We start from the raw sequence: 26,320 nt of genomic DNA, 5'->3' as shown, positions 1-26,320 counted from the left end.
GGTATGATTTTCGCATAGCGGATTCTATATTTGCAACGGTAAGCTATTACACCCACTAACAGACCGATAAAAAGCTTCATGAAGAGCCGGGGGACAGGTATACCCAACCTGCAAAGGCTATTCCAACATTGTTTGCCCTCCCCCGGACGCATGGGTAGCCTAAGCTGAAGACCCATTTATTTTTTATTAAACTATGACATGTATGACCAGAAGGTATATTCTGTTCAGGCATCGCATGGTAGTGATTGCTGTATTACTGACCGGCCTTGCAACCCAGGCTCAGGATACGTTGCGTATTACCCTGCAAGAAGCTGAGCAACAATTTTTACAAAACAACCTGTCGCTACTGGCAGCGAAGTATGATATGAGTATTGCCCAGGCACAGATCATCCAGGCAAAACTGTATAATAACCCGACGTTATCTGTAAATGGCAATATTTATAATCCCGACCAGCATAAGGTTTTTGATATTTCCAACAAAACCGGACAATATGATATCCAGCTCCAGCAATTGATCATACTGGCCGGCAAGCGCAATAAGCAGATCAAGCTGACCACCACGAATGCCAGCATAGCCGAGTATAATTTTTATGACCTGCTGCGCACCCTGCGTTTTTCTTTGCGGAGCAATTATTATGGCATGCTGCACCTGCAGCAGTCGCGCTCTGCTTACGCACTACAGATCAATACCCTGCAACAATTGAGCAATGCGTATGGCGAGTTGCAGGCGAAAGGCGTGGTTACGCTCAAGGATGCTGTACGCATTAAGTCATTGCTGTATACCCTGCAGGCCGAACAGGCGAACCTGCAAAACCAGTTGAACGACCTGGAAGCAGCGCTGCAGTTGTTGCTGCGCGACAATAAGCATTATTACCAGCCCACAGACACAGCAGGCACCACAGAAAATCTACAAGCATATCCCCTACAGGCATTGGTAGACAGCGCTTATCATAACCGCTATGACCTGAAAGTGGCCGACGCCCAAACGGTGTACAGCCAGCAGAATTACCAGTTGCAGAAAGCCCTGCGCACGCCCGACGTTACTTTGGGCGCTGAGTTTGACAAGCGGGGAAGTTTTGTAACGAATGCTACTTTCCTGAGCGCCGCTATTGACCTTCCTTTCTTCAACCGTAACCAGGGCAATATTAAAGCCGCCAAAACGCAGGTGGACCAAAGCAAGGTTCAATATACGCAACAGCAATTAACGGTAGAGAATGATGTACAGAAAGCTTATATGAAGGCCCTGAATACCGACAGGATGCTTCGCTCGTTTGATCCTACTTTCAGAGAAGAATTCAATAAGCTGCTGCAAGGCATTACTGAGAATTTCCAGAAGAAGAATATCAGCCTGCTGGAGTTTACGGATTTCTATGAATCCTGGAAGGACAATATCCTGCAACTGAACCAGCTCAGGAATGACAGAGACCAGGCGTTAGAGGCCCTGAATTTCGCCGTAGGCAAAACCCTTTTCAATTAACACGACCAAAAAAAGTATTGTATGAAATCGATGTTTATATACCTGCTGGGCGCTATCCTGCTGTTGCAAGGAGCCTCTTGCCGGGAAAGTGAAGCAACACCTGCTGCTAATAATACGTTCTGCCTGACTGATACTTTAGCCAAGAAGATACAGCTTGCGACAGTCATTTCTGACACGGTAAAGAATGAGATCGCCCTCTCGGGCAAGATCAGCGCCAATGAAGATAAGTGGATCAAGGTATTCCCTGTGGTAGGCGGTATTGTGGAATCGCTGAAGGTGCAATTGGGTGATTATGTAACGAAGGGACAGGTGCTGGCAGTGATACGCAGCAGCGAGATCGCGGATTACCAGGGGCAGTTGTCGTACGCGGAATCGAATGTGAAGATGGCGGAGAAGACACTGGCCTCCAATAAGGATATGTTTACTGCCGGGCTGGCCACGGAAAAGGATGTAGTAGCGGCTGAAACAGAGCTGGAGAAAGCAAAGGCCGACCTGAAACGCGTGCGCGAAACGAATGCAATTTATGGCGCCAGGGGCAATGCCTTGCAAACGATCACCGCCCCTGTATCAGGCTTTGTGGTGGAGAAGAATGTAACGGATCAGATGCAATACCGGGTGGATGGGGCACAGCCTTTTTTTACGATCTCGAACCTGGATGAAGTATGGGTAATGGCCAATGTGTTTGAAAGCGATATTCCCAAGATACAGACAGGCTATGATGCCAATGTATCGGTGATCGCTTATAAGGACAAGGTGTTTACCGGTAAGGTAGACAGGATCTTTTCGATGCTGGACCCGCAGAGCCGGGTGATGAAGGTGCGAATACGGATACCGAATAAGGATTATTTGCTGAAGCCGGAGATGTTTGCCCAGATCAATATTGAGTATAATGAAGGGAAGGAACAATTGCCCTCCATACCGGCACAGGCGGTGATCTTCGATAAGAATAAGAATTATGTGATGGTGTACAAAGACAAATGCAATATAGAAACCCGGGAAGTGGAATTGTACAAGACGATCGGCAATACCACGTATATCAAAAGCGGGTTGCAGGCCGGGGAAAAGGTGATTGCGCAATACCAGTTGCTGGTGTATGATGCGCTGAATGATTAGGTGTTAGCTGTTAGCCTTTAGCTGTTAGCCGTTTGCTTCGACAAGCTGAGGACGATAGGCTTTATTAATGAATTGCAAAAAGTCTTTGGACTATGAATAAATTTATTTCGAATGTTGTGACCTTTTCGCTGAAGAACAGGTTCTTTATTTTTTTCATGACGCTGCTGATCATTACCGGCGGCATCTGGAGTTATGTAAAAACACCCCTGGAAGCTTTTCCGGATGTTACGAATACACAGATCATTATTGTTACGCAATGGCCGGGGCGGAGTGCGGAAGAGGTGGAGCGGTTTGTAACGGTGCCGGTTGAGGTGGCCATGAACTCCGTACAGAAGAAATCTACTTTGCGCTCGATCTCTATGTTTGGCCTGTCGGTGACCAAGATCATTTTTGACGATGATGTGGAAGATTTTTTTGCGCGGCAACAGGTGAATAACCTGCTGCGCAATGTGAACCTGCCCGAGGGGGTGGAACCGGATGTACAACCTCCCTATGGCCCTACGGGCGAGATCTTCCGCTATACGGTACAGGGAAAAGGCAAAAGTTCTACCGACCTGTTGACGATACAGAACTGGGTGATTGACCGGCAGCTTCGCAGTGTGCCCGGCGTGGCCGACCTGGTAGCTTTTGGCGGGGCAGAGAAGACGTATGAGATCAAAGCAGACCCTACGATGCTGGCCCGGTATGATATTACCCCGCTGGAGGTGTATAATGCCGTGAGCAAAAGCAATATTAATGTAGGCGGGGATGTGATCGAGAAGAACGGGCAGGCGTATGTGGTGCGTGGCATTGGCCTGCTGGACAAGATCAAGGATATCGAGAATATTATTGTGGATAATATTAATGGCACGCCCATCCTGGTAAAGAACCTGGCCACAGTGGTGGAAAGCCATGTACCCCGTGTAGGCCAGGCGGGACTGGATGATAATGACGATGCCGTGGAAGGGATTGTGGTGATGCGCAAGGGCGAGAACCCGCGCGAGGTATTGAAGCGGGTGAAGGAAAAGATCGAAGACCTGAATGAGCATATACTTCCGTCGGACGTTAAGATGGTAACTTTTTATGACCGGGATAAGCTGATGGATTTTTGTACGGATACGATTATCCATAACCTGGTGGAGGGTATTTTGCTGGTGACGCTGATCGTGTTCATTTTTATGTTTGACTGGCGTACCACGATCATTGTTTCGATCATTATTCCTTTGTCATTGTTGTTCGCGTTTATTTGCTTACACATTAAAGGCATGAGCGCCAACCTGCTTTCGATGGGCGCTATTGACTTCGGTATTATTATAGACGGAGCGGTGGTGATGGTGGAAGGCCTGTTTGTGCTGCTGGCGCATAAGGCGCATCAGGTGGGCATGGAGAAGTTTAATAAGATGGCGAAGCTGAGCATGATCCGCAAAACGGGTTCTTCGCTGGCCAAGGCCATTTTCTTTGCCAAGGTGATTATTATTACCAGCCTGATCCCCATTTTTGCCTTTGAGAAGGTGGAAGGTAAGATGTTCTCACCGCTGGCGTGGACACTGAGCTTTGCCCTGCTGGGCGCTTTATTGTTTACCCTTACCTTGGTGCCGGTACTGGCCAGCATCCTGCTGAATAAAAATGTGCGGGAAAGGAATAACCCCGTGGTGAATTTCTTCAACCGCATTGTGAATAAGGGTTTCAATTTCACGATGGCCCATAAGAAGCTGAGCCTGATGATCGCTTTCGCTATTATGGGCGGGGTGCTTTTCTCCTTTAAGTTCCTGGGCAGTGAGTTCCTGCCTACGCTGAATGAGGGCGCTTTGTGGGTGGAAGCCAAGTTACCGATGAGCAGCTCCCTCAGCAATACCACGCATTTTGTACATGAATTCCGCGAGATACTGAACAGTTTCGATGAAGTGAATGGCGTTTTGTCGCAAACGGGGCGCAGCAATGATGGCACCGACCCATCGGGCTTTTATTACGTGCAGTGCCAGGTGAACCTGAAACCCAAGAAGGAATGGAAGCGCAAGATATCCACGGACCAACTGGTGGATGAGATGGACGCCAAGCTGCGCCAATATCCCGGTGTGGTGTATAATTATTCCCAACCCATTATTGATAATGTGGCCGAAGCAGTAGCCGGTATTAATGCCTCCCTGGCGGTAAAGATATTCGGCAATGACCTGGATAAGCTGGATAACCTGGCCGACAGCGTGTATACAATCCTTGGCACGGTGCAAGGTGTGAAGGACCTTGGCATTATGCGCAATATTGGTCAGCCGGAGCTGAGCATTGTACTGGACGAACAGAAGATGGGTATTTATGGCGTTACCACGGCCGATGCCAATGCCGTGATCGAGATGGCCATTGGCGGTAAGTCGGTGTCTACTTTCTACCAGCAGGAAAGGAAGTTTGATATCCGCATCCGCTACCCGGAAGAGTTCAGGGACAATGAGTATAAGATCGGTAAGCTGATGGTGCCTACGATACACGGCTCCCGGATACCGTTGCGGGAGATCGCTGATATTAAGACGGTGACAGGGCCGGCTTTTATTTACCGGGATAAGAATACCCGTTTTATTGCTATTAAGTTCTCGATCCGCGACCGGGATATGGGCAGTACGATCGCAGAAGCGCAGGCCAAGGTGAATAAGCAGATCAGGCTGGGCAAAGGTTTTCATGTGGAGTGGAGCGGCGAGTTTGAGAACCAGGTACGGGCGCAGAAGAAGTTATCACAGGTAGTGCCGGTGGTGCTGGTGGCTATTTTCATATTGCTGTTTATTACGTTTGGCAATGCAGTGGATGCCGGCCTGGTATTGATCAATGTGCCCTTTGCGATGATCGGCGGTATCCTGGCCCTGCATATCACGGGTACTATTTTCAGTATTTCGGCCGGTATTGGTTTTATTGCCCTGTTTGGTATTTGTATACAGAACGGCGTGATCCTGATCTCGGTGTTTAAGCAGAACCTGCACCAGAAGATCCCGCTGGTGCAATCTATCCGGGAGGGTGTTAATTCGAGGATCAGGCCGGTGGTGATGACGGCTTTGATGGCCGCTATTGGTTTGCTGCCGGCGGCTGTATCCACCGGTATCGGATCGGAGACGCAGAAGCCGCTGGCGATTGTGGTGATCGGCGGATTGATCAGCTCTACTATTTTAACGCTGCTGATCTTCCCGCTGATCGTGGAGATTATTTACCGGCGGTCGCATGAGAGAAAGCAGAAAAGGAAGGTGTCGTTGACTTGATGGTTTCAGGTTTCGGGTTTGGAGTTCCGGGTTGCTTAGGTGTAGCTCGCTGACGTAAGCCGCAGCGTCCTTACGCTGGTTCATGGGGACACGAAACCAGGGCGATGCAACTGACTTCCTAAACCCGGGAAGTCAGTTGCATTTTTTTGTTAATTTAGATGAAGAAACTGACGAATTATGAAAAGACGCCGCTTTATAGAGTCAACGCTGCTTACCGGAAGTGCTACTGCCCTGCTGCCCACTGCCCTGCTGGCCGATGCGGGCAAGAAGAAACAGGAGTTTTATGAGCTGCGTGTGTATTCCCTGAAGAGTGCCACCCAGCAGCAATTGACGGAACAATACCTGGCGCAGGCAGCCATCCCGGCCCTGAACCGGCTGGGCGCCAAACATGTGGGCGTTTTTACGGAGCTACAACCGGAACAGCAAACCAGGCTTTTTGTGGTGACCCCTTTCCCGGCGCTGGAAGATTTTACCGGTATGGATGTAAAGCTGGCCAAGGATATTGAATACCAGCAGGCCGCTACCGATTATCTTACCGCCCCTGCCGATGCACCGGCCTATGAACGGATACAGAGCTCCCTGCTGAAGGCCTTCGGCTTTATGCCCAATATTGCAGTTCCTCCCAATAAAGAAAGGATCTTTGAATTGCGCCGCTATGAAAGCCCTACTGAATATGCCTGCAAGAAGAAGATTGAGATGTTCAATGAAGGCGGAGAGATAGAAGTGTTCAAAAGGACGGGACTGACGCCGGTATTTTTTGGGGAAACGCTGATCGGGGAAGCGCGGCCTAACCTGACTTATATGATCACCTTCGACAATATGGAAGCCCATGACCGTAACTGGCAGACGTTTGGCAGCGATGCCGAATGGAAAAGGATCAGCAGCATGGAAGAATATGCTGATAAAAAGCTGATCTCTAAAATTACCCGCACTTTTTTAAAGCCAACTTCTTATTCACAGATCTGATCGCCCGTTCCATCTATAAATTTTGCCCTTCTACCGGGACTCATCCTACATTCTGCCAAAGAGGTGACACTTTTACCCTTGCAACGCAAACGAAAGGTGTCACTTTTTTTGCTGTTGGTTATGCGCCCGTAACATGTGCTTAACAGAAAAAAAAGTAGTTGTTTTGGATGCTGCGTATCGAAATGCAATATCTTGTGGAGGATTTGCCACTATTCAACATAGTGCATCGTGCTTAACCTTTATCCCTTAATAAAAATGCCGCAGGCATGATTTTTTTCTCCTGTTGATCGCTTACCTCCTGATTTCCTCTTGCCATATGAGCTAATCTATGCGTATGCGACAGTTCCTGTTGCCATACAGCAGATTTGTATCACCCTGGAAAAATAGCGATATGAAGCATTTGTACAATTTTAGTACAGCATGCCTGTTATTGGTATGCGTACTCTGGAATCAGCAAGGGAAGGCACAAGCGCCGACACATACTCCCAAAACAGTTAATATTAATAGTAATTGCGGGGGGTACTATGAGTACCTGCCACAGGGTTACAACGCTGCCGCCGCACAACGCTACCCCTTAATCGTATTTATTCATGGCGATGGGGACCGCGGCAGCGGCAGCCAGACCGACCTGGCAAAGGTGATCCGGAATGCCCTTCCCAAGTATATACAGGATGGCCAGTTCCCTGTTTCCTTCACCTCAGGTGGACAAACGTTCCGGTTCCTGGTGATGTCGCCCCAATTCAAAGACAGGCCCTATCCTGCTGATATCGCTTCTGCGATCACGTATATGAAGGACCATTACCCCGTGGATACGAACCGCATTTACCTGACGGGCAGCAGCATGGGCGGCGGTGTAACCTGGGAATTTGCCGGGAGCGATATTGCCATTGCCCAAAAGCTGGCAGGCATTGTACCGGTATGTGGGCAATCAACGCCTCAAACCACTATTGCCCGGGTAATTGCCAGCGGCAATGTACCGGTATGGGCTACCCATAATACAGGAGATACCTGGGTGCCGGTATCGAATACCGATGGTTATGTGAATTATATTAATAATCCCAACCCGCCGAGCCCGATAGCCCGTAAAACAATTTTCCCGGTCAACCAGACCAATGACCACGATGCCTGGACGCAGACGTATAATCCTGCATGGAAGGAGAACAATATGAATATTTATGAGTGGATGCTGCAATATAGCCGCTCTGAAGCCACGTTGCCGGTTACGCTTGCGAATTATAAGATCGTAGCGGCCGACAAACAGGCAGTTACCATTGGCTGGTCTACCACCTACGAACAGCATAACCAGTATTTTGGTATTGAACGTTCTGCTGACGGCGTACATTTTAAAGCCATCGGACAGGTGGCGGCCACGAATGAAGCCAATGGCAGCCAATATAGTTTCCGGGATGTACGGCCCGTTACCGGCAATAATTTTTACCGCCTGACGCAAACTGATGTTAACGGCAAGACCACTTATTATTCTATCCTGAAGGCAGTTGTTGATGTAGCGCCAGGCAGCCTGGTACTTTTCCCCAATCCTGCCACGGCTTTGATCACGGTTGGGTTTGATCATCCTGATAAAGACAGGCTGCTGGTAACGATTGTTAACCCGCAAGGTATGGTGGTGCAGGTGAACCAATATGATAAAGGAACCGGTTACTGGCAACAGGCAATTAATGTAGGCACCCTCGCGGCAGGCCAGTATTTCGTACAAGTGAAAGGAACTTCGTTTGAGCGTGTGCAGCCGTTGCTGATTACGAGATAGAGGTTGGAAGTCGGAAGTCGGAGCGTTTGCTTCGACTTTTGTCGTTTTGACTGCTTTTGTTTTGTTGGGTAGGCAAGCCAGCCGCTGACGACTATCAGGCTTCAGACTTCAGATCTCAGACTTCAGGTTTCAAAAGCGGTCAGTTACTGTATCACAAACGGACAGGCCGGGCCGTACTGCCATATTTACTTTACTGTTTTTGAAGCAATTATATTTTGACCTGTTTTTTGTGCAACAACACAAGAGGCAGGGTGTCATTTCTGTGCACCTGTATTATCTTTACTTCAACCGCTAATATTTGTTATGACCAGCCCCTTCTTAAAAACAGCTGTCCGCTCACTGCGCAAGAACAAATCTTTTACCCTTATTAATGTTGCGGGGCTTGGTGTAGGCATTGCCGCCAGCCTACTAATTTTCCTGGTGATCCACCATGAACTGAGCTATGACGGGTACCAGACTTATAAAGACAGGATATACCGGGTGGTGGTGGATAAGAAGAACCGCAGTAACGGCGCCGTGGAAGAAACACACCGGGGCGTACCTACCCCTTTGCCATTTGCCCTGCGCCGGGATTTTCCTGGTTTTGAAAAGGTAGCTGCCATGGTCAGCCTGGGAGGCGCCCAGATTTATGTACCGGGGAAAGGGTTGGAGGATGAAAAAAGGTTTAAGGAAAATGACGGACTGTTTTTTACAGAGCCTGGTATTTTTGACCTCTTTGATTTTGACTGGCTGGCCGGCAACGCCACCGGCCTTACCGCTCCCAATACCGGTGTGATCACCGAAAGCATGGCCAGGAATTATTTTGGCAGTGCGGAAGCAGCGATTGGCAAAACGATCGAGTTCTGGTCGTTCCGTAATAAGGTATTGATCAAGGGTGTTTTTAAAGACCTGCCGGTCAATACGGACGTGCCCATACGTATGGGCGTTTCTTTTGCCTCGTTAAATAATATGGTGCCCCCTGATTTTTTTACGTCTCCCGAAAACTGGAAATGGGTGGATGAGAATCTTCAATGTTTTGTGCTGTTACAGGAGGGCGGCTCCATTACTTCCGCTACAGCTCAATTGCCCGGATTTGTGAAGAAGTATTATCCTATAGACCAGAACACGCGGCTCTCGATGGAGCTAAAGTTCCAGCCCTTGAAGAATATACACCTGAACAATGATTATGGCACTTTTGCTGGTGATGCTTTATCGGTAAAAGAGTTATGGTCATTGGGGCTTATCGGCGCTTTTCTTTTGCTGGTGGCCTGTATCAATTTTATTAACCTGGCCACGGCCCAATCTGTTAACCGCGCCCGGGAGATCGGGGTGCGCAAGGTATTGGGCAGTAACCGCTCTCAACTGATCCGGCAATTTTTACAGGAAACAGGGCTTATTACGTTGCTGGCCCTGGTGCTGGGTATACTGCTGGCTATTGTAACGTTGCCGCTGCTGGTGAATCTTCTTAATAAGCAGCTTTCTGTGCATATGCTGTACCATCCCACGGTGCTCCTGTTTATGGCTGCCGTGATCCTGGTAGTCACTTTCCTGGCCGGCTTTTACCCGGCCCTTATTGTTTCGGGCTTTAAGCCGGTGACGATCTTTAAGAATAAACTTACTGCTAAAAGCATTGGTGGTATTTCACTGCGCAGGGGGCTGGTGGTGTTTCAATTTGTCATTGCACAATTGCTGGTGATCGGCACTATTGTGGTGGTGAAGCAGATGCAGTTTTTCCGTAACCGTTCTATGGGATTTGCCAAAGAAGGTATTGCCCTGATAGACCTGCCCAGCGACAGTTCGCTGAAGGTGAAGTACCCGCTGCTGAAGCAACGGATGCAGGCCATTGCCGGCGTCCAGGACGCCAGCCTTTGCTGGAATGCACCGGCCACCCTGTGGTCGGCAGAGAATGATCTTTATTTCAATCATGACCCGGCGAAGTTGCCTTATAAGATCACGATGCAGTTTGGCGATACCAGTTATTTCAGCACGTTTGATCTCAAACTGGCTGCCGGGCGAATACCTTTTCACAATGATACAGCACGGGAGTTTTTGGTGAATGAGACGGCGGTCAGACAACTGGGCTTTGCATCGGCCGATGCAGTTATTGGTAAAACGATCTCTTTTGACGGCGCCAACTGGTTTCCCATTGTGGGTGTATTGCGCGATTTCAACACCCGTTCTTTACATGTTAAGGTGCCCCCTATGGCCATCAGCAATGCATACGATCTTTATACAACGCTGGCTGTACGCATGGGTCGTGAGCAGATGAGCCATACCCTGACGCAAATGCAAAAGGTGTTCCGGGAAGTGTATCCCACGTATATGTATGACCTTAGTTTCTTTGATGAAAATATTGAACGGTTTTACAGAACAGAAGCTGCCACCGCCCAATTGTTTAAACTGTTTGCCATCCTGGCCATTTTTATTTCCTGCCTGGGATTGTATGGGCTGGTAGCATTTATGGCTGTTCAGAAAACGAAGGAGGTAGGCATTCGCAAGGTCTTGGGCGCATCGGTGCAAAGTATTGTGTATTTGTTTTCGAAGGAGTTTACGGTGCTGATCGTTGTTGCCTTCCTGATCGCTGCGCCTACCGGTTATTATTTTATGCATGCCTGGTTGCAGGATTTTTATTACCATGTTTCGATCGGCTGGGGCGTATTTATACTGGCCATCGTATTCTCCATCGTGATTGCCTGGATAACGGTAGGCTATAAGGCCATTAAGGCCGCTTTGGCGAACCCGGTAAAGTCTTTGAAGACGGAGTAGCAGCCACGCCGACCACCCCATACAACAAAAGGAAGGAACCCACGTTCTTTCCTTTTGTATTTTGTACCTTTCCTTTGATTATTAACCAACAAACCCTGTATGCGCCGCTCTATCCTCCTGCTGTACGTTCCTTTACTGTTGCTCCTTTTTGCTACTGCCTGTTCGGAACCGGAAAAGCCGGCTACCAAAGAAGAAGCTGCCGCTCTTGCCAAAACGATTGAAAGCAGCATGAATAAAGGCAGTGCTGCCAAATTCAACGAAGCGCTGGATCTCGCCTTGCTGAAGAAAAGGATACTGGAAGCAGGTAACCATAAGATTGACGCCAGCATTGTGGAGGGCACTATGAAAGGGCTGCAAAAGGGAGAACTGGGTAGCCAGATCGCTGAAGCACTGGGAAAATCGGGTACTTATGAGTTGGTAAAGCAGTATGAGAAGGATAAGAACCAGCACCTTGTATTTCGATTGTATGTTGACAGCAAACTGAATTACCACGATATGGAGGTAGTCAAGAAAAGAGACGCCGTAAAGATCAGTGATGTGTTTATCTATATTACAGGTGAGAACCTGAGCTTAACGCTGGCAGAATCGGCCCTTTTGATGACTGAGAACCTGGATAAACTGTCATCAAAAGACCAGGACCGGCTGGATAATGTAAAGAAGGTCAAGCAGCTTATGAACCGGGGAGAATACCAAAAAGCCATGGCGCTTTATAAAGATCTGCCAGCCGTTTTGAAGCAAACGAAGCCTTTCAGGATGATCTATGTACAAATCGCTTCCGGCCTGGGGAATGATGAATACCTGGAAGCCATGATCGATTATCAGAAAGCTTATCCGGATGCTACGAATGTATATCTTTTGATGATAGATGCCTATATTCTCAAAAAGGAGTATGACAAAGCGCTTACAGCGGTTAATCAACTGGACTCCCTGATCAATAAAGACCCTTTCCTGGATTATTACCGGGGGTTGATCTATAAGCTGGCAGACAATAAGGAAAAACAACGGGAACATTTTGAGTTACTGGACAAGCATATGCCTGCTTTTTCAGACGGGACACTGGAACTGCTGGTCACTTACCTGGAGGCCGGGGAAACCGACAAGGCTGTGACGCTTGCTCAAAACAGGAGCAGGAATTATAAAAAGATCGACCAGGAACAGCAGGAAACACTCTACACACTTTACCCGGACTTCAAAAAGAAATTAGATACGGCTACCGATTAGTGCTGTGCACTAGTTATTTTTCGGACGCTGTCTTTAGCTTCCCTTGCTTCGCGTTTTGCTTTTCGCCGGAAGTAACCGCGAAAAAGGAAGCTGTGCTGCAGGGCTTCCAGGTTCTCATCGAGCCGCTGGCTGCTGCTGTTGAGGTACTGCAATGTACTGCGCAGATCCCTCGCCGTTTTTTCATCATTGAGGAGCAGGCCTGCCGCGTTATCGCTTTCTTCCAGTTTTTCCCCTGCATTATCAAGTGTGTGCATGAAAGCGGCTGTAGAAGCCGTGGCCAGGTTGATCTGTTCCATGGCGGTGCGCAGGTTGGTCATGATAACGGTATCGGTCACCAGGTCGCCGGCGAGGGTGCCGGGTGTTTTGAGCCTGGCAGTATAATCCGCCATGCTACCGGTAAATTGCTCACTGTGACGGGCAGCGGTCTGCAGGTTGGCCACGGTGGCGCGCAGACTGGTGATGGTGATCTGCAGGTTCCTATACAGGGTATCATCCCGGAGCAAGGCGCCCAGGGAGCCCTGCCCTTCCACCAGTCTTTTACTAACCACCTTAAAGTCGGCCGTTATATCCGCCAGGTTCTTGTTATTGGTTTGCAAGGTGGCGAGTAACTCATCAGGATTGAGCGCTTCGTCCACCTGCAGGTTTTCCCCTCCTTCAATGGCGCCGGCCTGTTGCGTTCCTCCATAGATCACCACGATCTTATTACCAATGAGCCCTTCGGCCGAGATCTTTGCCCGGGCGTCCTTACGTATAAATTCGTGCGCTTTCCTGTCTATGTACAGGGTCACTTTCACCTGCGAAGTGCCATAGAAATCGAGGGATTTGACCGTACCGATCTTTACGCCGGAAAACCATACGTTGTTCCCTTTCTGCAAGCCATTGACGTTGTTGAAAACAGCCGTTATGGAAAGGGAGGGAGAAAAGGTTTTCTTTTGCCCGCCCAGGGTGAAGATGCCCACGATCAATATGACGAGGCCGATGGTGATGAAGAAGCCAACGGTGATGGCCTGTTTATTTTTAGTGGTGCTCATTATTCAATGAAGTTATAGTCATAAAAACTTTTTACCTGTTCGTTGGTCGTGTGCTGCACTACGGTTTCAAAGGTGCCTGGCGGGATGAATTTCCCATCGAGCAATACGGCTATGCGGTCGCCGGTGGCTTTGGCGCAGGTAAGGTCGTGCGTTATGATCACGGACGAGGTATGGTAGGCTTCCTGCACCTCGTTGATGAGGTTGTTGATGTCCATGCTGGTGATGGGGTCCAGGCCGGCTGTTGGTTCATCATAGAGCATGATGGCCGGCTGCATGATGAGTGTGCGGGCGATGCCTATGCGCTTGCGCTGCCCGCCAGACAATTCTGCCGGCAATTGGTGGAGGGTTTGGGACAGCCCTACTGACTCCAGTACCTGTTTTACGCTTTTTTCCACTTCTGCTGCCGATAGCTTTTTTGAATTGCGCTGCAGGGGGAAGGCCAGGTTTTCCCCTACGGTCATGCTATCGTACAGCGCACTGTGCTGAAAAGAAAAGCCGATCTTTAACCGCAATTCGTCGAGCTCTTTTACCGGCAGTTTATCCACTTCCCGGCCCAATACCCGTACTGTTCCGCTATCGGGCTTTAAGAGGCCGGCCATAATTTTAATGAGTACGGATTTACCCGTACCCGACCGGCCCAGCACCACCAGATTTTCTCCCTGGTATACGTCGAGATCAATGCCGCGCAACACATGGTTATTGCCAAAGGACTTGTGCAGGCCCTTGACGGAGGCTACTACTTTATCCTTGCTGATATGGCTGCTACTTTTTTTCATATTGCCTGTTTATGTCCTGAACCAGTTAACGACCTGTACGATGATGATCTCCTCCACGAATATGAGGAACATGGAGATGACGACGGCTCCATTGGCCGCCCTTCCCACCCCTTGCGTGCCCTGGGTAGTATGGAACCCTTTGTAACAACTCACGATGCCAATGGTAAAACCAAAGGCCAGTGATTTGAATACAGAAGAAAAGATGTCGAGGAAGGATATTTGTTCAAAGGCGTTTTCGAAGAAGGCGATGAGGCTCGTTTGCTCATTCTGGTGCACATTGAGGTAAGCACCCAGCAAGGCAATGAGCGACATGTACAACATGAGCAATGGCAGCATGAAGGTAGTAGCCATTACCCGCGTGACAACGAGGAAGCGAAAGGGATTGACGGCGGACACTTCCATGGCATCTATCTGCTCTGTTACCCGCATAGAACCCAGTTCTGCACCAATGTTGGACCCCACTTTACCGGCTGCTATGAGGGCCGTTACCAACGGAGCCAGGGCCCTTATGATGGCAATAGCCACCAGGGAAGGCAGCCAGGAGGTAGCGCCAAATTCGGCCAGTGAAGGCCGCGATTGCTTGGTGAATACGATGCCGGTGACAAAGCTGGTAACCGATACGAGCGCCAGCGATTTATACCCCACCATGTAAAACTGCCGGATGATCTCTTTCCATTCATAGGGCGGCAGGAATACTTCCCGGAAGAAGCGGCCGGTAAACTGACCGATGGCATAGATATCCATGAAGAAAGCGTCCAGTTGCCTGGAGAATACCTGGTTACCATTTTTTTTGGACCATATACGCATAAGTAACGCCATTTTAAGGAAACGGGTACCATTTTCCCCGCCATTAATTAATTATCAGGGGTTCTAATCTTGTGCCAGTGGAATAAGTTCCTGCTTATATTTGGGCAAATAATTACTATAGTATTATGAAGATCATGAGAAAATTACTGCTGGCCGGCCTGCTTTTTTATCTTCCCTGCCAAACGATGGCCTGGGGCATGCTGGGGCATCGTATTGTAGCCCAGATTGCTGATGGCTACCTGACCAAGAAAGCGCGGAAGCAGATCGCGGCCATCCTGGGTACCGAATCGCTGGCCATGAGCAGCAACTGGCCCGACTTTATTAAATCGGACCCCAGTTATAATTATTTAAATCCCTGGCATTATATCAATTTTAAAGACAGCCTGAGCGAGCAACAGGTATATGATTACCTGAATAAGGATACCGCCACTGATATTTACACGAAACTGAATTTTGTGATCAGCGAGCTGAAGAATAAGTCGCTGGAGCCATCTAAAAAAGTGCTGTACCTGCGGGTCCTGGTGCACCTGGTAGGCGATGCCCACCAGCCCATGCATACAGGCAGGCCGGAAGACCTGGGTGGTAACCGGGTGAATGTGTTGTGGTTTAACCAGCCTGCCAACCTGCACAGTGTGTGGGATGAGAAGCTGATCGAATACCAGGAGTTAAGTTATACAGAGTATGTAACGGCCATTAATTTTACCAATAAAACGCAACGGACTGCCTGGCAGCAGCAACCCATCAGCCAGTGGCTGTATGAATCGTACGTAATAAGCCGTGCTTTGTATGCCGAGATCAAAGAACCCAACCAGAAGTTAAGTTATCGTTATAATTTTGATCATGTACAAACCCTGAATGAGCGGCTGCTGAAAGGAGGCGTAAGACTGGCAGGGGTGTTGAATGAGATTTTTAAGTAAATGCAGGTATTATCGTTAGGGTGAGCCGCTCTTTAAGGGCGACCCACCCTAACGATAATATGTACAACAAGCGCCTGTTTATAGCCATTGGCGTATGGTTGTATGAACTTTAGCTTTGTCCTATGGTTATTTATTGGTTATAATGATTTATTAGACCGGCAATTTATTTTATGAGTACAACGATTAAAACGCTTTTCCTGGATATGGGCGGCGTGATCTTAACGAACGGATGGGGACAAGCTTCAAGAAGACAGGCGGCAGAAAAGTTCTCCCTTGATTTTAATGAAATGAATGAACGTCATAAGCTGGCTTTTGATGCTTATGAAGCAGGCAAGATGACGTTACACGAATACCTGCAAATGACCGTTTTTTATACACCCCGGCCCTTTACACCGGAAGTGTTTACTGAGTTTATGTACCAGCAATCGCAGCCACTGCCCGATATGCTGCAGTTTGTACAGCAACTGAAAGCAAAATACGGTCTGAAGGTTATTGCCCTGAACAATGAAGGCCGGGAGCTGAATGATTACCGCATCCGGACTTTTGGGTTGGACAGGTTTATTGATGCCTTTGTCAGTTCTGCTTTTGTACAATTGCGTAAGCCCGATATAGCGATTTATAAACTGGCGCTGGATATTGCTTATACCAAACCTGCCGAGGCGCTTTATTTTGATGACCGGCTGCTGTTTATAGAGGCAGCGCGCAGCCTGGGCATTAACGGCGTGCACCATACCAGCGTAGAGAATACCCGGCAGGAACTGCTGCAATACGGGATGAACGTGCAGTAATACAATACGTGCTATCTTTACGCGAACTATTTTAAACCACCCCCTTATGATCTCAGGGAAGAAGACAACGCCTACCATTATTATTATTTTTGGCGGCAGTGGAGACCTCGCCAAGCGAAAGTTGTTGCCCGCTTTTTATAATCTTTTCCTGGATGGATGGATGCCGGACCAGTTTGCGATTATTGGCCTTGGCCTGCATTCATTTACCGACGCCCAATACACTGACTTTATTGAAGAAGGACTGACGCAGTTTTCCCGCAAGGGCAAACCATCAGGCCCCTCGTGGGATGATTTCAAAAGCCGCCTTTCGTATATTCCTTCCAATATGAATGAGGAAGTAACGTATACGACTTTATCGCTTAAGGTGAATGCCCTGGACCTGCAATGGGGCTTCCGTGCCGACCGGTTGTTTTACCTTTCTATTGCTCCCCGTTTTGTGGAGGTGGTAGCGGTTAACCTGCACAAACTGGGCCTTGCCGCCCATGCTGCTACTGACCGCCTTGTTATTGAAAAGCCTTTCGGTCATAATAAGGAGAGCGCCATTGCCCTGAATAACCTGCTCACCGGTCTTTTCCAGGAGACCCAGTTGTACCGCATTGACCATTACCTGGGCAAGGAGACGGTACAAAATATTCTTGCTTTCCGGTTTGCCAATGCGTTGTTTGAGCCCTTGTGGAACCGTAATTATATTGATTTTGTACAGATCACGGTAGCGGAGCAGGTAGGTGTGGAAGAACGCGGCGGTTATTATGAAAGCGCCGGCGCCCTGCGCGATATGATCCAGAACCACCTGCTGCAATTGCTTTGCATGGTGACGATGGAGCCTCCTGTATCGTTTGATGCAGAAGAGATCCGTAACCGCAAGGCGGATGTGATGCGGGCCATACGGCCCATCAAGCCCGATGAAGTGAGCAAGTATGCCGTGCGCGGTCAATATGGCGCCGGCTGGATTGCCGGTAAAGAGGTGCCTGGTTATCAGGAAGAGTCCGGTGTAAATCCTGCTTCCAATACAGAAACGTATGTGGCCATAAAGTTTTACCTGGACAACTGGCGCTGGCAGGGTGTACCCTTTTATGTACGTACCGGTAAGAGAATGCCTGAAAAGACCTCTTCCATTACTATACAGTTCCAGCCTATTCCCCACTCTTCTTTCCCGGAGACCCTGTATGACAGTGTAACGCCGAACCGGCTTATTATTAATATACAACCGCAGATGGATATCCGGTTGCGTTTTACCGCCAAACGCCAGGGACTGGAAATGAACCTGAACCCGGTGGAGATGGTATTTGATTATGATAGCTGCTCCACCCAAACACCGGAAGCGTACGAAACGCTCCTGCTGGATGCCTTGCAGGGGGATGCTACTTTGTTTATGCGTTCTGACCAGGTATTGATTGCCTGGGATGTGGTGACGCCGATACTGGAATCCTGGGAGTCGCACAATTCACTGGACTTCCCCAATTATTCGGCCGGCATGTGGGGACCGGAAAATGCCGAAGCACTGATCGCCAGGCAGGGACATACCTGGGCTTCGCATTTACATGGGAAATAAAAATAAATAAGGGTGAGCCGCCCTGCTGCGCTACTTAGCTATGCGGCAGGGCGACCCACCCTTAATGCGCAGAAAAAAGGTGTCGCCTGTCATCTTTTATTTACTATTCTCTATCTACAGACATCATCCTTCTTCCGTTACCATTCGTGAAGGTGAAGCGGGCGCCGGGTGTCTTCAGGTACCTGGCTTTGAATTTCTGGTGTAACTCCGCGGGTTGTTTTTTATCATTTACGATCAATGATTCATCGGAGAGCTGCACTACAAACAGCTCATTTTTGCTGGCTACTACTTTTTCCTTTATGAGGTCGTCAATGAAGGCAGCGAGTAGCTTGCGGTCTTCCTCCGCCTGCTTGCGGTCAATTTCCGCCTGTGCCCTGTCTCTGTCTGCCTGCTGACGGTCACGCTCTGCCTGTTGTCTGTCGCGATCCGCTTGCTTGCGATCATTTTCGGCCTGCTCTTTATCTTTACCGGCCTGTATACGATCTTGATCAGCCTGCTGACGGTCTTTTTCTGCCTGCCCCCTGTCACGCTCAGCTTGCTGGCGATCACGTTCTGCCTGATCACGGTCTTTATCAGCCTGCTGCCGGTCACGATCAGCCTGTTGCCGGTCTTTTTCCGCCTGTATACGATCGCGGTCGGCCTGTTGGCGATCCCGCTCTGCCTGTTGACGATCGCGTTCCGCCTGCTCCCGGTCCCTTTTGATCTGATCCAATATTTCCTTCACCATGGATGTGTATTTCGGGAAGTCTTCTTCAGGAATTTTCTTATCGTCAATGTACATTTCTGTAATTTTTTCATTGACGAGTTTGATCTTGTACACATCCCCGTTCCTATAGAGGGTGATGCGCTTGTTGGGATCATCTGCTGAATCAGATTCCACATTCATCCAGGTGTTGGATGACCTGGTAGTGCTGGTACGGGTAGTGGGTTTTGTTTGTGCCTGTGCCGCAGTAACTGCGAGGGCCATGGCCAGGGCTACCAATTTTACGGTTACCATTTTGTTTTTCATGTTCTCTTTTTTTGATGTTAAGAATGGGCAATACTTTCCCTTTTCACGCCTGGTGAATTTTTTAGAATGCCTGTATGGGATTGTGAAATAGTCTTAGCTGGTACGTTTGTTCATGGCTGCCCTGTCTTTTTCTGCATTTATCCTGTCACGCTCAGCCTGCTGGCGGTCCTGGGCGGCCTGCCGGCGATCGAGTTCAGCCTGTGCCTTGTCTTTATCTGCCTGGATACGGTCACGCTCAGCTTGCTGACGGTCGTTCTCTGCCTGCTGCCGGTCGCGATCAGCTTGTTGGCGATCACGATCGGCCTGTTGACGATCGCGTTCTGCCTGCAGGCGGTCCATTTCGGCTTGTTGCCTGTCTTTTTCCGCTTGTTGGCGATCACGGTCGGCCTGTTGCTTGTCCCTTTCGTGCTGCTCACGGTCACGATCAGCCTGCCGCCTGTCTTTCTCTGCCTGTGTGAGCTGCTCCTCCTGTTGCGGAGGGGCCATTACCACCTGTTGTTCGTATGGAATGGGGTGCGTGTGTATGTCGTACAGCGCTTCTGTTTCCTGTACACTTTTTATTACCAGTTGTCTATTTTCTGCAAGGGTGGCATTGTCTTTTTGTTTCCTGCTGCTGGTTGTTGTTTTTTTCTCTACAGGCTCTTCAGATTGTTTGATCGTTGTAAAGCTTTCTGCCGGGCTATGGCGTTCTTGTGTTGTTGCTACTACCTGCTTTGCCGATGGCCCTATGTGCGGTCTTGTCGCCAGCAGGACAAAGCATATAAAAAGACTGCCCACTAAAAATATTTTTTCTCCGCCACTCAGGGAGTTGTTCCTGTTTTGAATGAGCCGTGTGACACGCTGCAGCAGGTGATTTTTTCTGCCAGGGAATGCCATGGCGTAATTCTTTCCATATAATACGTGCTCTTTAAAGCTGATCAGGGCCTGTATGAATTGTTTTTTATTGCCGGTATGGCCCAGTGCAATGTCATCACAGCAATGCTCCCTTTCCTGCTTTATTAGGGAGGATACCCAGAGGAGGCCGGGATTGAAGAAGAAGACGGTTTCGGCCAGGTTCTGGAAGAGGTTGATGAGGTAATCATTGCGGCGGATATGCGCCAGTTCATGCAGGAGCACGGCTTCTACCTGGTCGGGCGGTAACTGCGCCAGCAGGCCCAGGGGCATGTAGATAACGGGTTTCAGGTGACCAATGACCACCGGTATTTTGGTGATGCCGGATTCGAGCAGGATGACTGTTCTCTTTATTTGCAATTGCTGTGTGAGTGCTGCGATTTTATTCTCCCAATAAGCGCCAGGCTGTTGATGATTTGCTGTTCTGATGCGGCGTACGTACCCAAATGCCCGGCCCATTTGCCAGCACTTTATACTGAACACGATGAACCAGCTAATGACAATGAGCATGGCATTGCCGGAACAGAACCGGGCAAATGCAGCAGGCCAGTGATGGATGCCGTAGTCCTGTAAGACGGTGAGGGATGCCCATGCGCCAGCGATGGAAGAAGCAGTTCCTGCTGCCTGCTGGTGGTTCCACTCATACAGGAAGGTAAAACCACAACCTGCCAAAAAGGTCACCAACAGGCCGGTAACGATGGTATACCGTACAATGGCCCTGGCTTTTTTGGTAAATAGCATAACCATGCCTGCGAGGATGGCCAGCAGGAGCCCCTGCCAAAGGGAGTGGATGAGCATCCAGCTAAATGCCTGTATGCCCTGCCTGATAATGGACCCATCAACAAAAAGCCAGTTCATGGTATTGCTTTTAGTGTTTATGCTTTATCGTCCAGTTTCTTCAACATTTCTTTGAGCACCTGCAATTCCTTCTTAGAGGTTTTATCATTGCCCAGCAAGGCCACCATGAGGTTGCTGACGGAACCATCGTACATGGAATCCACAAACCGGCTGAGGATGGTGCCCTTGGTGGTCCTTTCTTCCAGTGCTGCACTATAGATATGTTTCATGCTGGATTCGTCCCTCGTAAGCATACCCTTCTCTGCCATTACCTGCATGAGTTTTAAGGTAGACGTGTACTGTACCCCTTCCTCCTTCTGCTCATTGAGCAGATCATGTACAAAACGAACAGTAGAAGGACCATGCTGCCAGAGTATCTGCAGTACGTCCATTTCCGACCTGGTAGGCACTGTTTCTTTGCTGCTATTGTCTTTCCTGACTTTCATAACACCAAGGTACGATAAAAAACGTACGTTTATAACAAATACCTTTTATTTTTTTAGCAGGAGGCTTTTTTAGCTGATTATTAACATTGTAAATATTGCATCCCCCTATGGGGTGAGTCATCTACCATTTGAGGTGATTGATTTTGTTGCTGTACTGTTAGAATTTTGCACCTCACTTAATTAATAGTATAGTACATGAAACAAAAAATGAACCCTTTAGCTCTTGCCGTCTTTTTGCTATCCCTGTTGGCGGCCTCCTGTTCAAAAGACAAAGATCCTTCACCCAAAGCCGATGATCTTCCGAATGACGTAATCCTTGTGTGGAATGAAGTAGCGTTTGAAGCAACGGGTGGTAAGGCCAATACCCACAGCCTGCTGACATCGCGCGTGTATGCCATGGTCCATGCCGCCATGCATGATGCCGTGAATGCAACACGTGCCCGCTATCAAATTTTTGCTTTCCATGAAAAAGATCGTGACGCCCATCCCGTGGCTGCTGCTGCGTCGGCAGCACACCGGGTATTGAAGGCTACTTTTACCAGCCGGGCAAGCTTCCTGGATTCTGCCCTGAACAGTTCTTTAGCAGGCATTCCGCCATCGGCCAGTAAAACAGCCGGTATTGCACTGGGTGAAAAAGCTGCTGATGCGCTGCTTGCCTTGAATTATAACCATAATGGGGCAGAGGATCCTGTAGGGCAGCCGGCGCCTGCCGTTAAGCCCGGAGATTATAAAGTGGTGCCGCCCTTTACGTTTATTTTCGCTCCTTTCTGGCAGGACAGTAAGTTATGGTCGTTACAAACAAAATCGCAGTTCCGTTGTCCGCCCCCGCCTGCGCTCACCAGCGATGCTTATGCCACTGCTTTTAATGAAGTAAAGCAGGTAGGATCTATCAACAGCGCTACCCGTACTGCGGAGCAAAGCTCTTATGCAAAGTACTGGTATGAAACTTCTGAAATTGGCTGGAACCGGATTGCACGCAATGTAGCCAAGGACAAGAAGACAGGTCTTTTTGCCACCGCACGGCTATTCGCGTTGCTGAATTTTGCCATAGCCGACGCCTATACAGCCGGCTGGGATTCCAAACTGCACTATAATTTGTGGCGTCCCTTTACAGCCATACGGGAAGCTGATACCGATGGTAATGCAGTCACTACACCAGACCTTCTTTGGGAGCCGGCTGAACCTACACCACCGATCCAGGATTATCCTTCTACGCATAGTGCATTGGGTAATGCCGCCGCTACCGTACTGGCCTATGTTTATGGCGATTATACTTCTTTTACCATGCGCTCACCTACGGCTTCCCCTGATGGCGCTACGAGAGGTTTTAAAAGTTTCAGTCAGGCAGCCAATGAAAATGCTGACTCCCGGGTGATGGCAGGCATCCATTTCCGCTTTGCCTGCGTTGCCGGACAGGAACTGGGCAATAAGATTGGCCAATGGACGACAGCTCATTACCTGAAACCGATCAATAAAAAGTAAGGCATATTTTCTACCAGCGCCCGTTGCATTATAATAAATTGCAGCGGGCGCTTTTTATTTCTTTGCTTTCCCTGAAGTATCTTGCTGGTCCATATAATTTTTATCAAGCATGGTTATTGACACTTTACAAAATGCGATCCTGTATTATAATCTGGGCCCCAGGTTCGTAAAAGCATTCCAGTACCTTACTGAAACAGATTTTACACAGGTACCGAAGGGTAAGTATGAGATTGATGGTACGGCTATTTTTGCCATTGTGAATGAGTATGATACTGTTCCTGCTTCCGGGGAAAAGATGGAAGCGCATAAAAAGTATATTGATGTACAGTATATCGTAAGCGGCCAGGAATTGATTGGTCATGACTGGCTGCGCCAGCAGGCGCCTGCCAAAGCATATGATGAATCATCCGACTACTGGCTGTTTGGAGAGCCTCCTGCTTTTTTTTCGAAGCTGGAGCAAGGGATGTTTGCGATTTTCTATCCTACAGACCTGCACATGCCTAATATTATGGTGAAGCAGCCTTCGCCGGTGAAGAAGGTGGTGATTAAAGTGAGTGTGGTTTAAAGTTTCAGCGGCAATTCGCGGAGGCGGGTGCCGGTGGCATGGAAGATAGCATTGGCAATGGCGGCGGCGACGGGGCCTTGTGCTGCTTCGCCTGCGCCCAACGGTGGTAATTCAGGTCTATTGATGACGAATACTTCTGTATCGGGGACTGCATTGAACCGCAGAATGGGATAGGTATCCCAGTTCCTGCTTTGAATGCCCGTCGCATTATAACGCACTGATTCCAGCATGGTCCAACTGGCAGACTGGATCATACCGCCAGCGGTTTGATTTTTTATACCATCTATGTTGATGGCCTGTCCTGCTTCTATTGCGCCGGTGAGCTTTACCAGCCGGTATTGCCGGGCTGTTTTGTCTACCTGCACTTCTGCCACAATAGCAAAGTAAGCGGCCTCATTTTTATATTGTGCAAAGGCAATCCCCAGGCCTGCTCCTTTTTTACTAATACGCTCCTTCCAATTTGTTTTGTCTATCAGTAGCTGGATAACTGCTTTGGCACGGTCGTCGTTCAGGTATTGCATTCTGAAGGCAGCCGGGTCTTTACCAGCCTTATGTGCCAGTTCATCTATGAAAGATTCGAGGGCAAAGATGTTGGCATAAGCCCCGAGGCTTCTTAAGGCAGAGGTGCGGAGCGGGCCTTTGTAATTGTATAGGATCACCTGCCGCGGTGTATTGTACAACGGCACAGCATTACGGTAACTACCTCCGGAGAACCGGCCGGGTGAAAAAGTAAAAGGCTTTTCCAGGTCACGACCTGCGATGAAATGCCCTGCGCGGCCACCGGGCCTTGCGATGTGCGTATCAGACCATAGCTCTGTTTTCAGCGCCAGCAGGTTGCCCTGTGCATCGAGCCCGCCTTTCAAACGCAGCAGCATGGCCGAACCATACGGCTCCCAGGTATGCTCGTCTTCCCGCATCCACTGCACCCGCACCGGTTTTCCCGGCACGGCCATGGCCAGCAGGGCCGCATCGGCCCCTACATCATCGGCGCCATTGTGCCCGTAACAACCAGCGCCAGGCACGGCCATTACCCTGATCTTTGACTCTGGTATGCTGAGCAGATCGGCCAGGGTGCTTCTTAACGGATAGACGCCCTGGGTGTGCGACCATACCATTAACTGGTCATCTTTCCACTGCGCCATGGCGCAGGATGGGCCCATGGAGCCATGCATCTGGTAGGGACGTTTATATACTGCTTCATGTTGTACGGCAGCGGCCGCAATAGCCGGATCTACCGAATCATTTTTTTCTACTATCTCGCCATTATCTGTTTGCGCTGCCATTTTATTAAATAGTTCGGGCAGCATCGGCTGCAATGGTGGTTTATTCCAGGTGGCCGATTGCTGCAATACCCGCAACGCTTTGACGGCCTGGTATTCTTCCTGCGCCACGATGCCCACAAAACTTCCGTTCCTCACCAGCTTTATGATGCCAGCCAGCCCGGTCAATTTATTTTCGGGTAAGGCTGTGAGTGTGGCGCCATACACAGGTGGACGGAGTATACGGGCATGTAACATACCAGGCATGCGAAGGTCCTGCACATATACCGGTTGCCCGGTGGCCATGGCCACGATGTCTTCCCGGGGATAGGCAGTGCCTACCAGCGTATAGGTGGAAGGGTCTTTGAGGGGCGCTTTGCCCGTTACTTCCCCTTCTATGGATTTACCATTTAATAAAGCGCCATAGCTGATGGACTGTCCGGTAGCCGTGGCAGTTATGATGCCGTCTTTTACGGTCAGTCCGCTTACCGGTGCGTTTAATTTTCCGGCGGCCATGTCCAGTAACCGTTTCCTGGCTTCTGCGGCAGCCATCCGGATGGCCCTACCACTGCCTTCGATGGAGGCGCTGCCGGCTGTATACCGTTCGTCGGACGTCTGGCCGGTATCGGCTATGATGATCCTTATGCGCTTCATGTTCACATCCAGCTCTTCGGCGGCCATTTGCATAAGGGCCGTTTTGATACCTTGCCCCAATTCTGTTTTCCCCGTGAGCACGGTTACGTTTCCTTCGGCGTCTATCCTGATCCAGGCGTTGATGCTATCTTCCTCCACGCGTGGTGTTGCGAAGGGCATCCCCTCTGCGTGTACTGCAAAAGGCGCCTGTGTAAGGCTAAAGCCAATGAGCAACTGGCCGGTATTTTTGAGAAAGTTCCTTCTTCCCTGGTTGGCTGGTTGATTGGAATGGTGAGCTGGCATGGTATGGGATGTGAGTGGTGAGTGGTCAATGATTAACCGGCATTGGCAGCCGCCGCCTTTTTGATGGCGCTGATGAAACGGGTATGCGTACCGCAACGGCAAAGCACCCGCTGTAAGGCTTCGCGTATTTCTGCATCCGAAGGATGTTTATTTTCCTCCAGCAAGGCTTTGGCACAGATAATAACGCCATTGAGGCAGTATCCGCACTGCGCCGCCTGTTCTTCAATGATGGCTTTTTGCACCGGATGCAGTGATGATCCGCTGCCGATCCCTTCGAGGGTGGTGATTGTGTGGGCAGCGGCGGCAGCGCAGGGCATCATGCAGGAAGGCTGTGCTTTGCCATCCATCAGCACCATGCAATTTCCGCACTGGTGCAAACCACAACCATATTTGGGACCATTGAGCTGCAGGTTGTTCCTGAGTGCATAGAGCAGGGGCATTTCCGGGTCAATGTTTAACGACCATGCCTTCCCATTGACGTTGAGGACAACTGTTTTTTCCATCTTACTATATTTGATACGG

General features: G+C 49.4%; 20 protein-coding genes. 12 read left to right on the top strand and 8 right to left on the bottom strand.

The features are described 5' to 3' along the window. Positions 1–202: 202 nt before the first annotated feature. The 7 genes from HB364_RS21505 (at position 203) to HB364_RS21475 (ending at position 12,502) form a co-directional block, all read left to right on the top strand. Positions 203–1,477 (top strand): TolC family protein, encoded by a 1,275-nt coding sequence (locus tag HB364_RS21505; protein WP_246228564.1) that lies wholly within the window; start codon positions 203–205, stop codon positions 1,475–1,477. 21 nt (positions 1,478–1,498) lie between these two features. Continuing rightward, positions 1,499–2,590, top strand: coding sequence for an efflux RND transporter periplasmic adaptor subunit (locus tag HB364_RS21500; protein ID WP_246228563.1), 1,092 nt, complete (start codon positions 1,499–1,501; stop codon positions 2,588–2,590). Positions 2,591–2,682: 92 nt separating this feature from the next. Further along, positions 2,683–5,805, top strand: coding sequence for an efflux RND transporter permease subunit (locus tag HB364_RS21495; protein WP_167290376.1), 3,123 nt, complete (start codon positions 2,683–2,685; stop codon positions 5,803–5,805). A 177-nt stretch (positions 5,806–5,982) separates the two neighbouring features. Beyond that, positions 5,983–6,771, top strand: a complete 789-nt coding sequence (locus HB364_RS21490; protein WP_167290375.1) for an NIPSNAP family protein — start codon at positions 5,983–5,985, stop codon at positions 6,769–6,771. Positions 6,772–7,162: 391 nt separating this feature from the next. Continuing rightward, the gene (locus tag HB364_RS21485; RefSeq protein WP_167290374.1) at positions 7,163–8,536 is read left to right on the top strand and encodes a T9SS type A sorting domain-containing protein; all 1,374 of its coding nucleotides are present in this window, start codon (positions 7,163–7,165) and stop codon (positions 8,534–8,536) included. Between the two features lie 303 nt (positions 8,537–8,839). Next, a complete protein-coding gene (locus HB364_RS21480; protein WP_167290373.1) occupies positions 8,840–11,281 on the top strand; it encodes an FtsX-like permease family protein in 2,442 nt (813 codons plus the stop codon). Positions 11,282–11,380: 99 nt separating this feature from the next. After that, complete coding sequence (locus HB364_RS21475; RefSeq protein WP_167290372.1) at positions 11,381–12,502, top strand: tetratricopeptide repeat protein; 1,122 nt, start codon at positions 11,381–11,383, stop codon at positions 12,500–12,502. On the opposite strand, the gene HB364_RS21470 is transcribed toward HB364_RS21475, so the two are convergent. Genes HB364_RS21470 through HB364_RS21460 form a run of 3 tightly spaced genes read right to left on the bottom strand, consistent with a single transcriptional unit; the run spans position 12,499 to position 15,116 of the window. Further along, complete coding sequence (locus tag HB364_RS21470; protein ID WP_167290371.1) at positions 12,499–13,533, bottom strand: MlaD family protein; 1,035 nt, start codon at positions 13,531–13,533, stop codon at positions 12,499–12,501. The two genes, HB364_RS21475 and HB364_RS21470, sit on opposite strands and share 4 nt — an antisense overlap. Continuing rightward, positions 13,533–14,309, bottom strand: a complete 777-nt coding sequence (locus HB364_RS21465) for an ABC transporter ATP-binding protein (protein WP_167290370.1) — start codon at positions 14,307–14,309, stop codon at positions 13,533–13,535. The genes HB364_RS21470 and HB364_RS21465 overlap by 1 nt, the downstream gene beginning before the upstream one ends. A 9-nt stretch (positions 14,310–14,318) precedes the next feature. Next, a complete protein-coding gene (locus tag HB364_RS21460) occupies positions 14,319–15,116 on the bottom strand; it encodes an MlaE family ABC transporter permease (RefSeq protein WP_167290369.1) in 798 nt (265 codons plus the stop codon). 134 nt (positions 15,117–15,250) lie between these two features. Between HB364_RS21460 and HB364_RS21455 the strand changes: the two genes are divergently transcribed. The 3 genes from HB364_RS21455 (at position 15,251) to zwf (ending at position 18,373) form a co-directional block, all read left to right on the top strand. Then, on the top strand, positions 15,251–16,033 hold the full coding sequence (locus HB364_RS21455) for a S1/P1 nuclease (RefSeq protein ID WP_208420035.1): 783 nt from the start codon (positions 15,251–15,253) through the stop codon (positions 16,031–16,033). A gap of 170 nt (positions 16,034–16,203) precedes the next feature. Next, positions 16,204–16,821, top strand: a complete 618-nt coding sequence (locus HB364_RS21450; RefSeq protein ID WP_167290367.1) for an HAD family hydrolase — start codon at positions 16,204–16,206, stop codon at positions 16,819–16,821. Positions 16,822–16,867: 46 nt separating this feature from the next. Continuing rightward, positions 16,868–18,373: a glucose-6-phosphate dehydrogenase gene (gene zwf, locus HB364_RS21445; protein WP_167290366.1), complete on the top strand. Its 1,506-nt coding sequence runs from the start codon at positions 16,868–16,870 to the stop codon at positions 18,371–18,373. 103 nt (positions 18,374–18,476) lie between these two features. On the opposite strand, the gene HB364_RS21440 is transcribed toward zwf, so the two are convergent. The 3 genes from HB364_RS21440 to HB364_RS21430 form a co-directional block, all read right to left on the bottom strand. Further along, positions 18,477–19,382 carry a hypothetical protein gene (locus tag HB364_RS21440; protein WP_167290365.1) on the bottom strand — a complete coding sequence of 302 codons (906 nt, stop codon included), beginning with the start codon at positions 19,380–19,382 and terminating at the stop codon, positions 18,477–18,479. Between the two features lie 93 nt (positions 19,383–19,475). Next, positions 19,476–21,131, bottom strand: a complete 1,656-nt coding sequence (locus HB364_RS21435) for a M56 family metallopeptidase (RefSeq protein WP_167290364.1) — start codon at positions 21,129–21,131, stop codon at positions 19,476–19,478. 17 nt (positions 21,132–21,148) lie between these two features. Then, positions 21,149–21,556: a BlaI/MecI/CopY family transcriptional regulator gene (locus HB364_RS21430; protein ID WP_167290363.1), complete on the bottom strand. Its 408-nt coding sequence runs from the start codon at positions 21,554–21,556 to the stop codon at positions 21,149–21,151. A gap of 195 nt (positions 21,557–21,751) precedes the next feature. Here HB364_RS21430 and HB364_RS21425 point away from each other — a divergent pair, with 195 nt between their 5' ends. Both HB364_RS21425 and HB364_RS21420 read left to right on the top strand, forming a co-directional pair. After that, positions 21,752–23,038: a vanadium-dependent haloperoxidase gene (locus HB364_RS21425; protein WP_167290362.1), complete on the top strand. Its 1,287-nt coding sequence runs from the start codon at positions 21,752–21,754 to the stop codon at positions 23,036–23,038. Between the two features lie 109 nt (positions 23,039–23,147). Next, positions 23,148–23,603 (top strand): YhcH/YjgK/YiaL family protein, encoded by a 456-nt coding sequence (locus tag HB364_RS21420; protein WP_167290361.1) that lies wholly within the window; start codon positions 23,148–23,150, stop codon positions 23,601–23,603. On the opposite strand, the gene HB364_RS21415 is transcribed toward HB364_RS21420, so the two are convergent. Together HB364_RS21415 and HB364_RS21410 are read right to left on the bottom strand one after the other, a co-directional pair. Next, positions 23,600–25,798: a xanthine dehydrogenase family protein molybdopterin-binding subunit gene (locus HB364_RS21415; RefSeq protein WP_167290360.1), complete on the bottom strand. Its 2,199-nt coding sequence runs from the start codon at positions 25,796–25,798 to the stop codon at positions 23,600–23,602. The genes HB364_RS21420 and HB364_RS21415 overlap by 4 nt on opposite strands. A gap of 32 nt (positions 25,799–25,830) precedes the next feature. Further along, the gene (locus HB364_RS21410) at positions 25,831–26,301 is read right to left on the bottom strand and encodes a (2Fe-2S)-binding protein (RefSeq protein WP_167290359.1); all 471 of its coding nucleotides are present in this window, start codon (positions 26,299–26,301) and stop codon (positions 25,831–25,833) included. Positions 26,302–26,320 lie beyond the last annotated feature (19 nt).

This window comes from Paraflavitalea devenefica (assembly GCF_011759375.1).
GTDB classification, from domain to species: Bacteria; Bacteroidota; Bacteroidia; order Chitinophagales; family Chitinophagaceae; genus Paraflavitalea; species Paraflavitalea devenefica.
The sequence above is the reverse complement of the archived record's forward strand: the minus strand, read 5'-3'. Positions and strand labels throughout refer to the sequence as shown.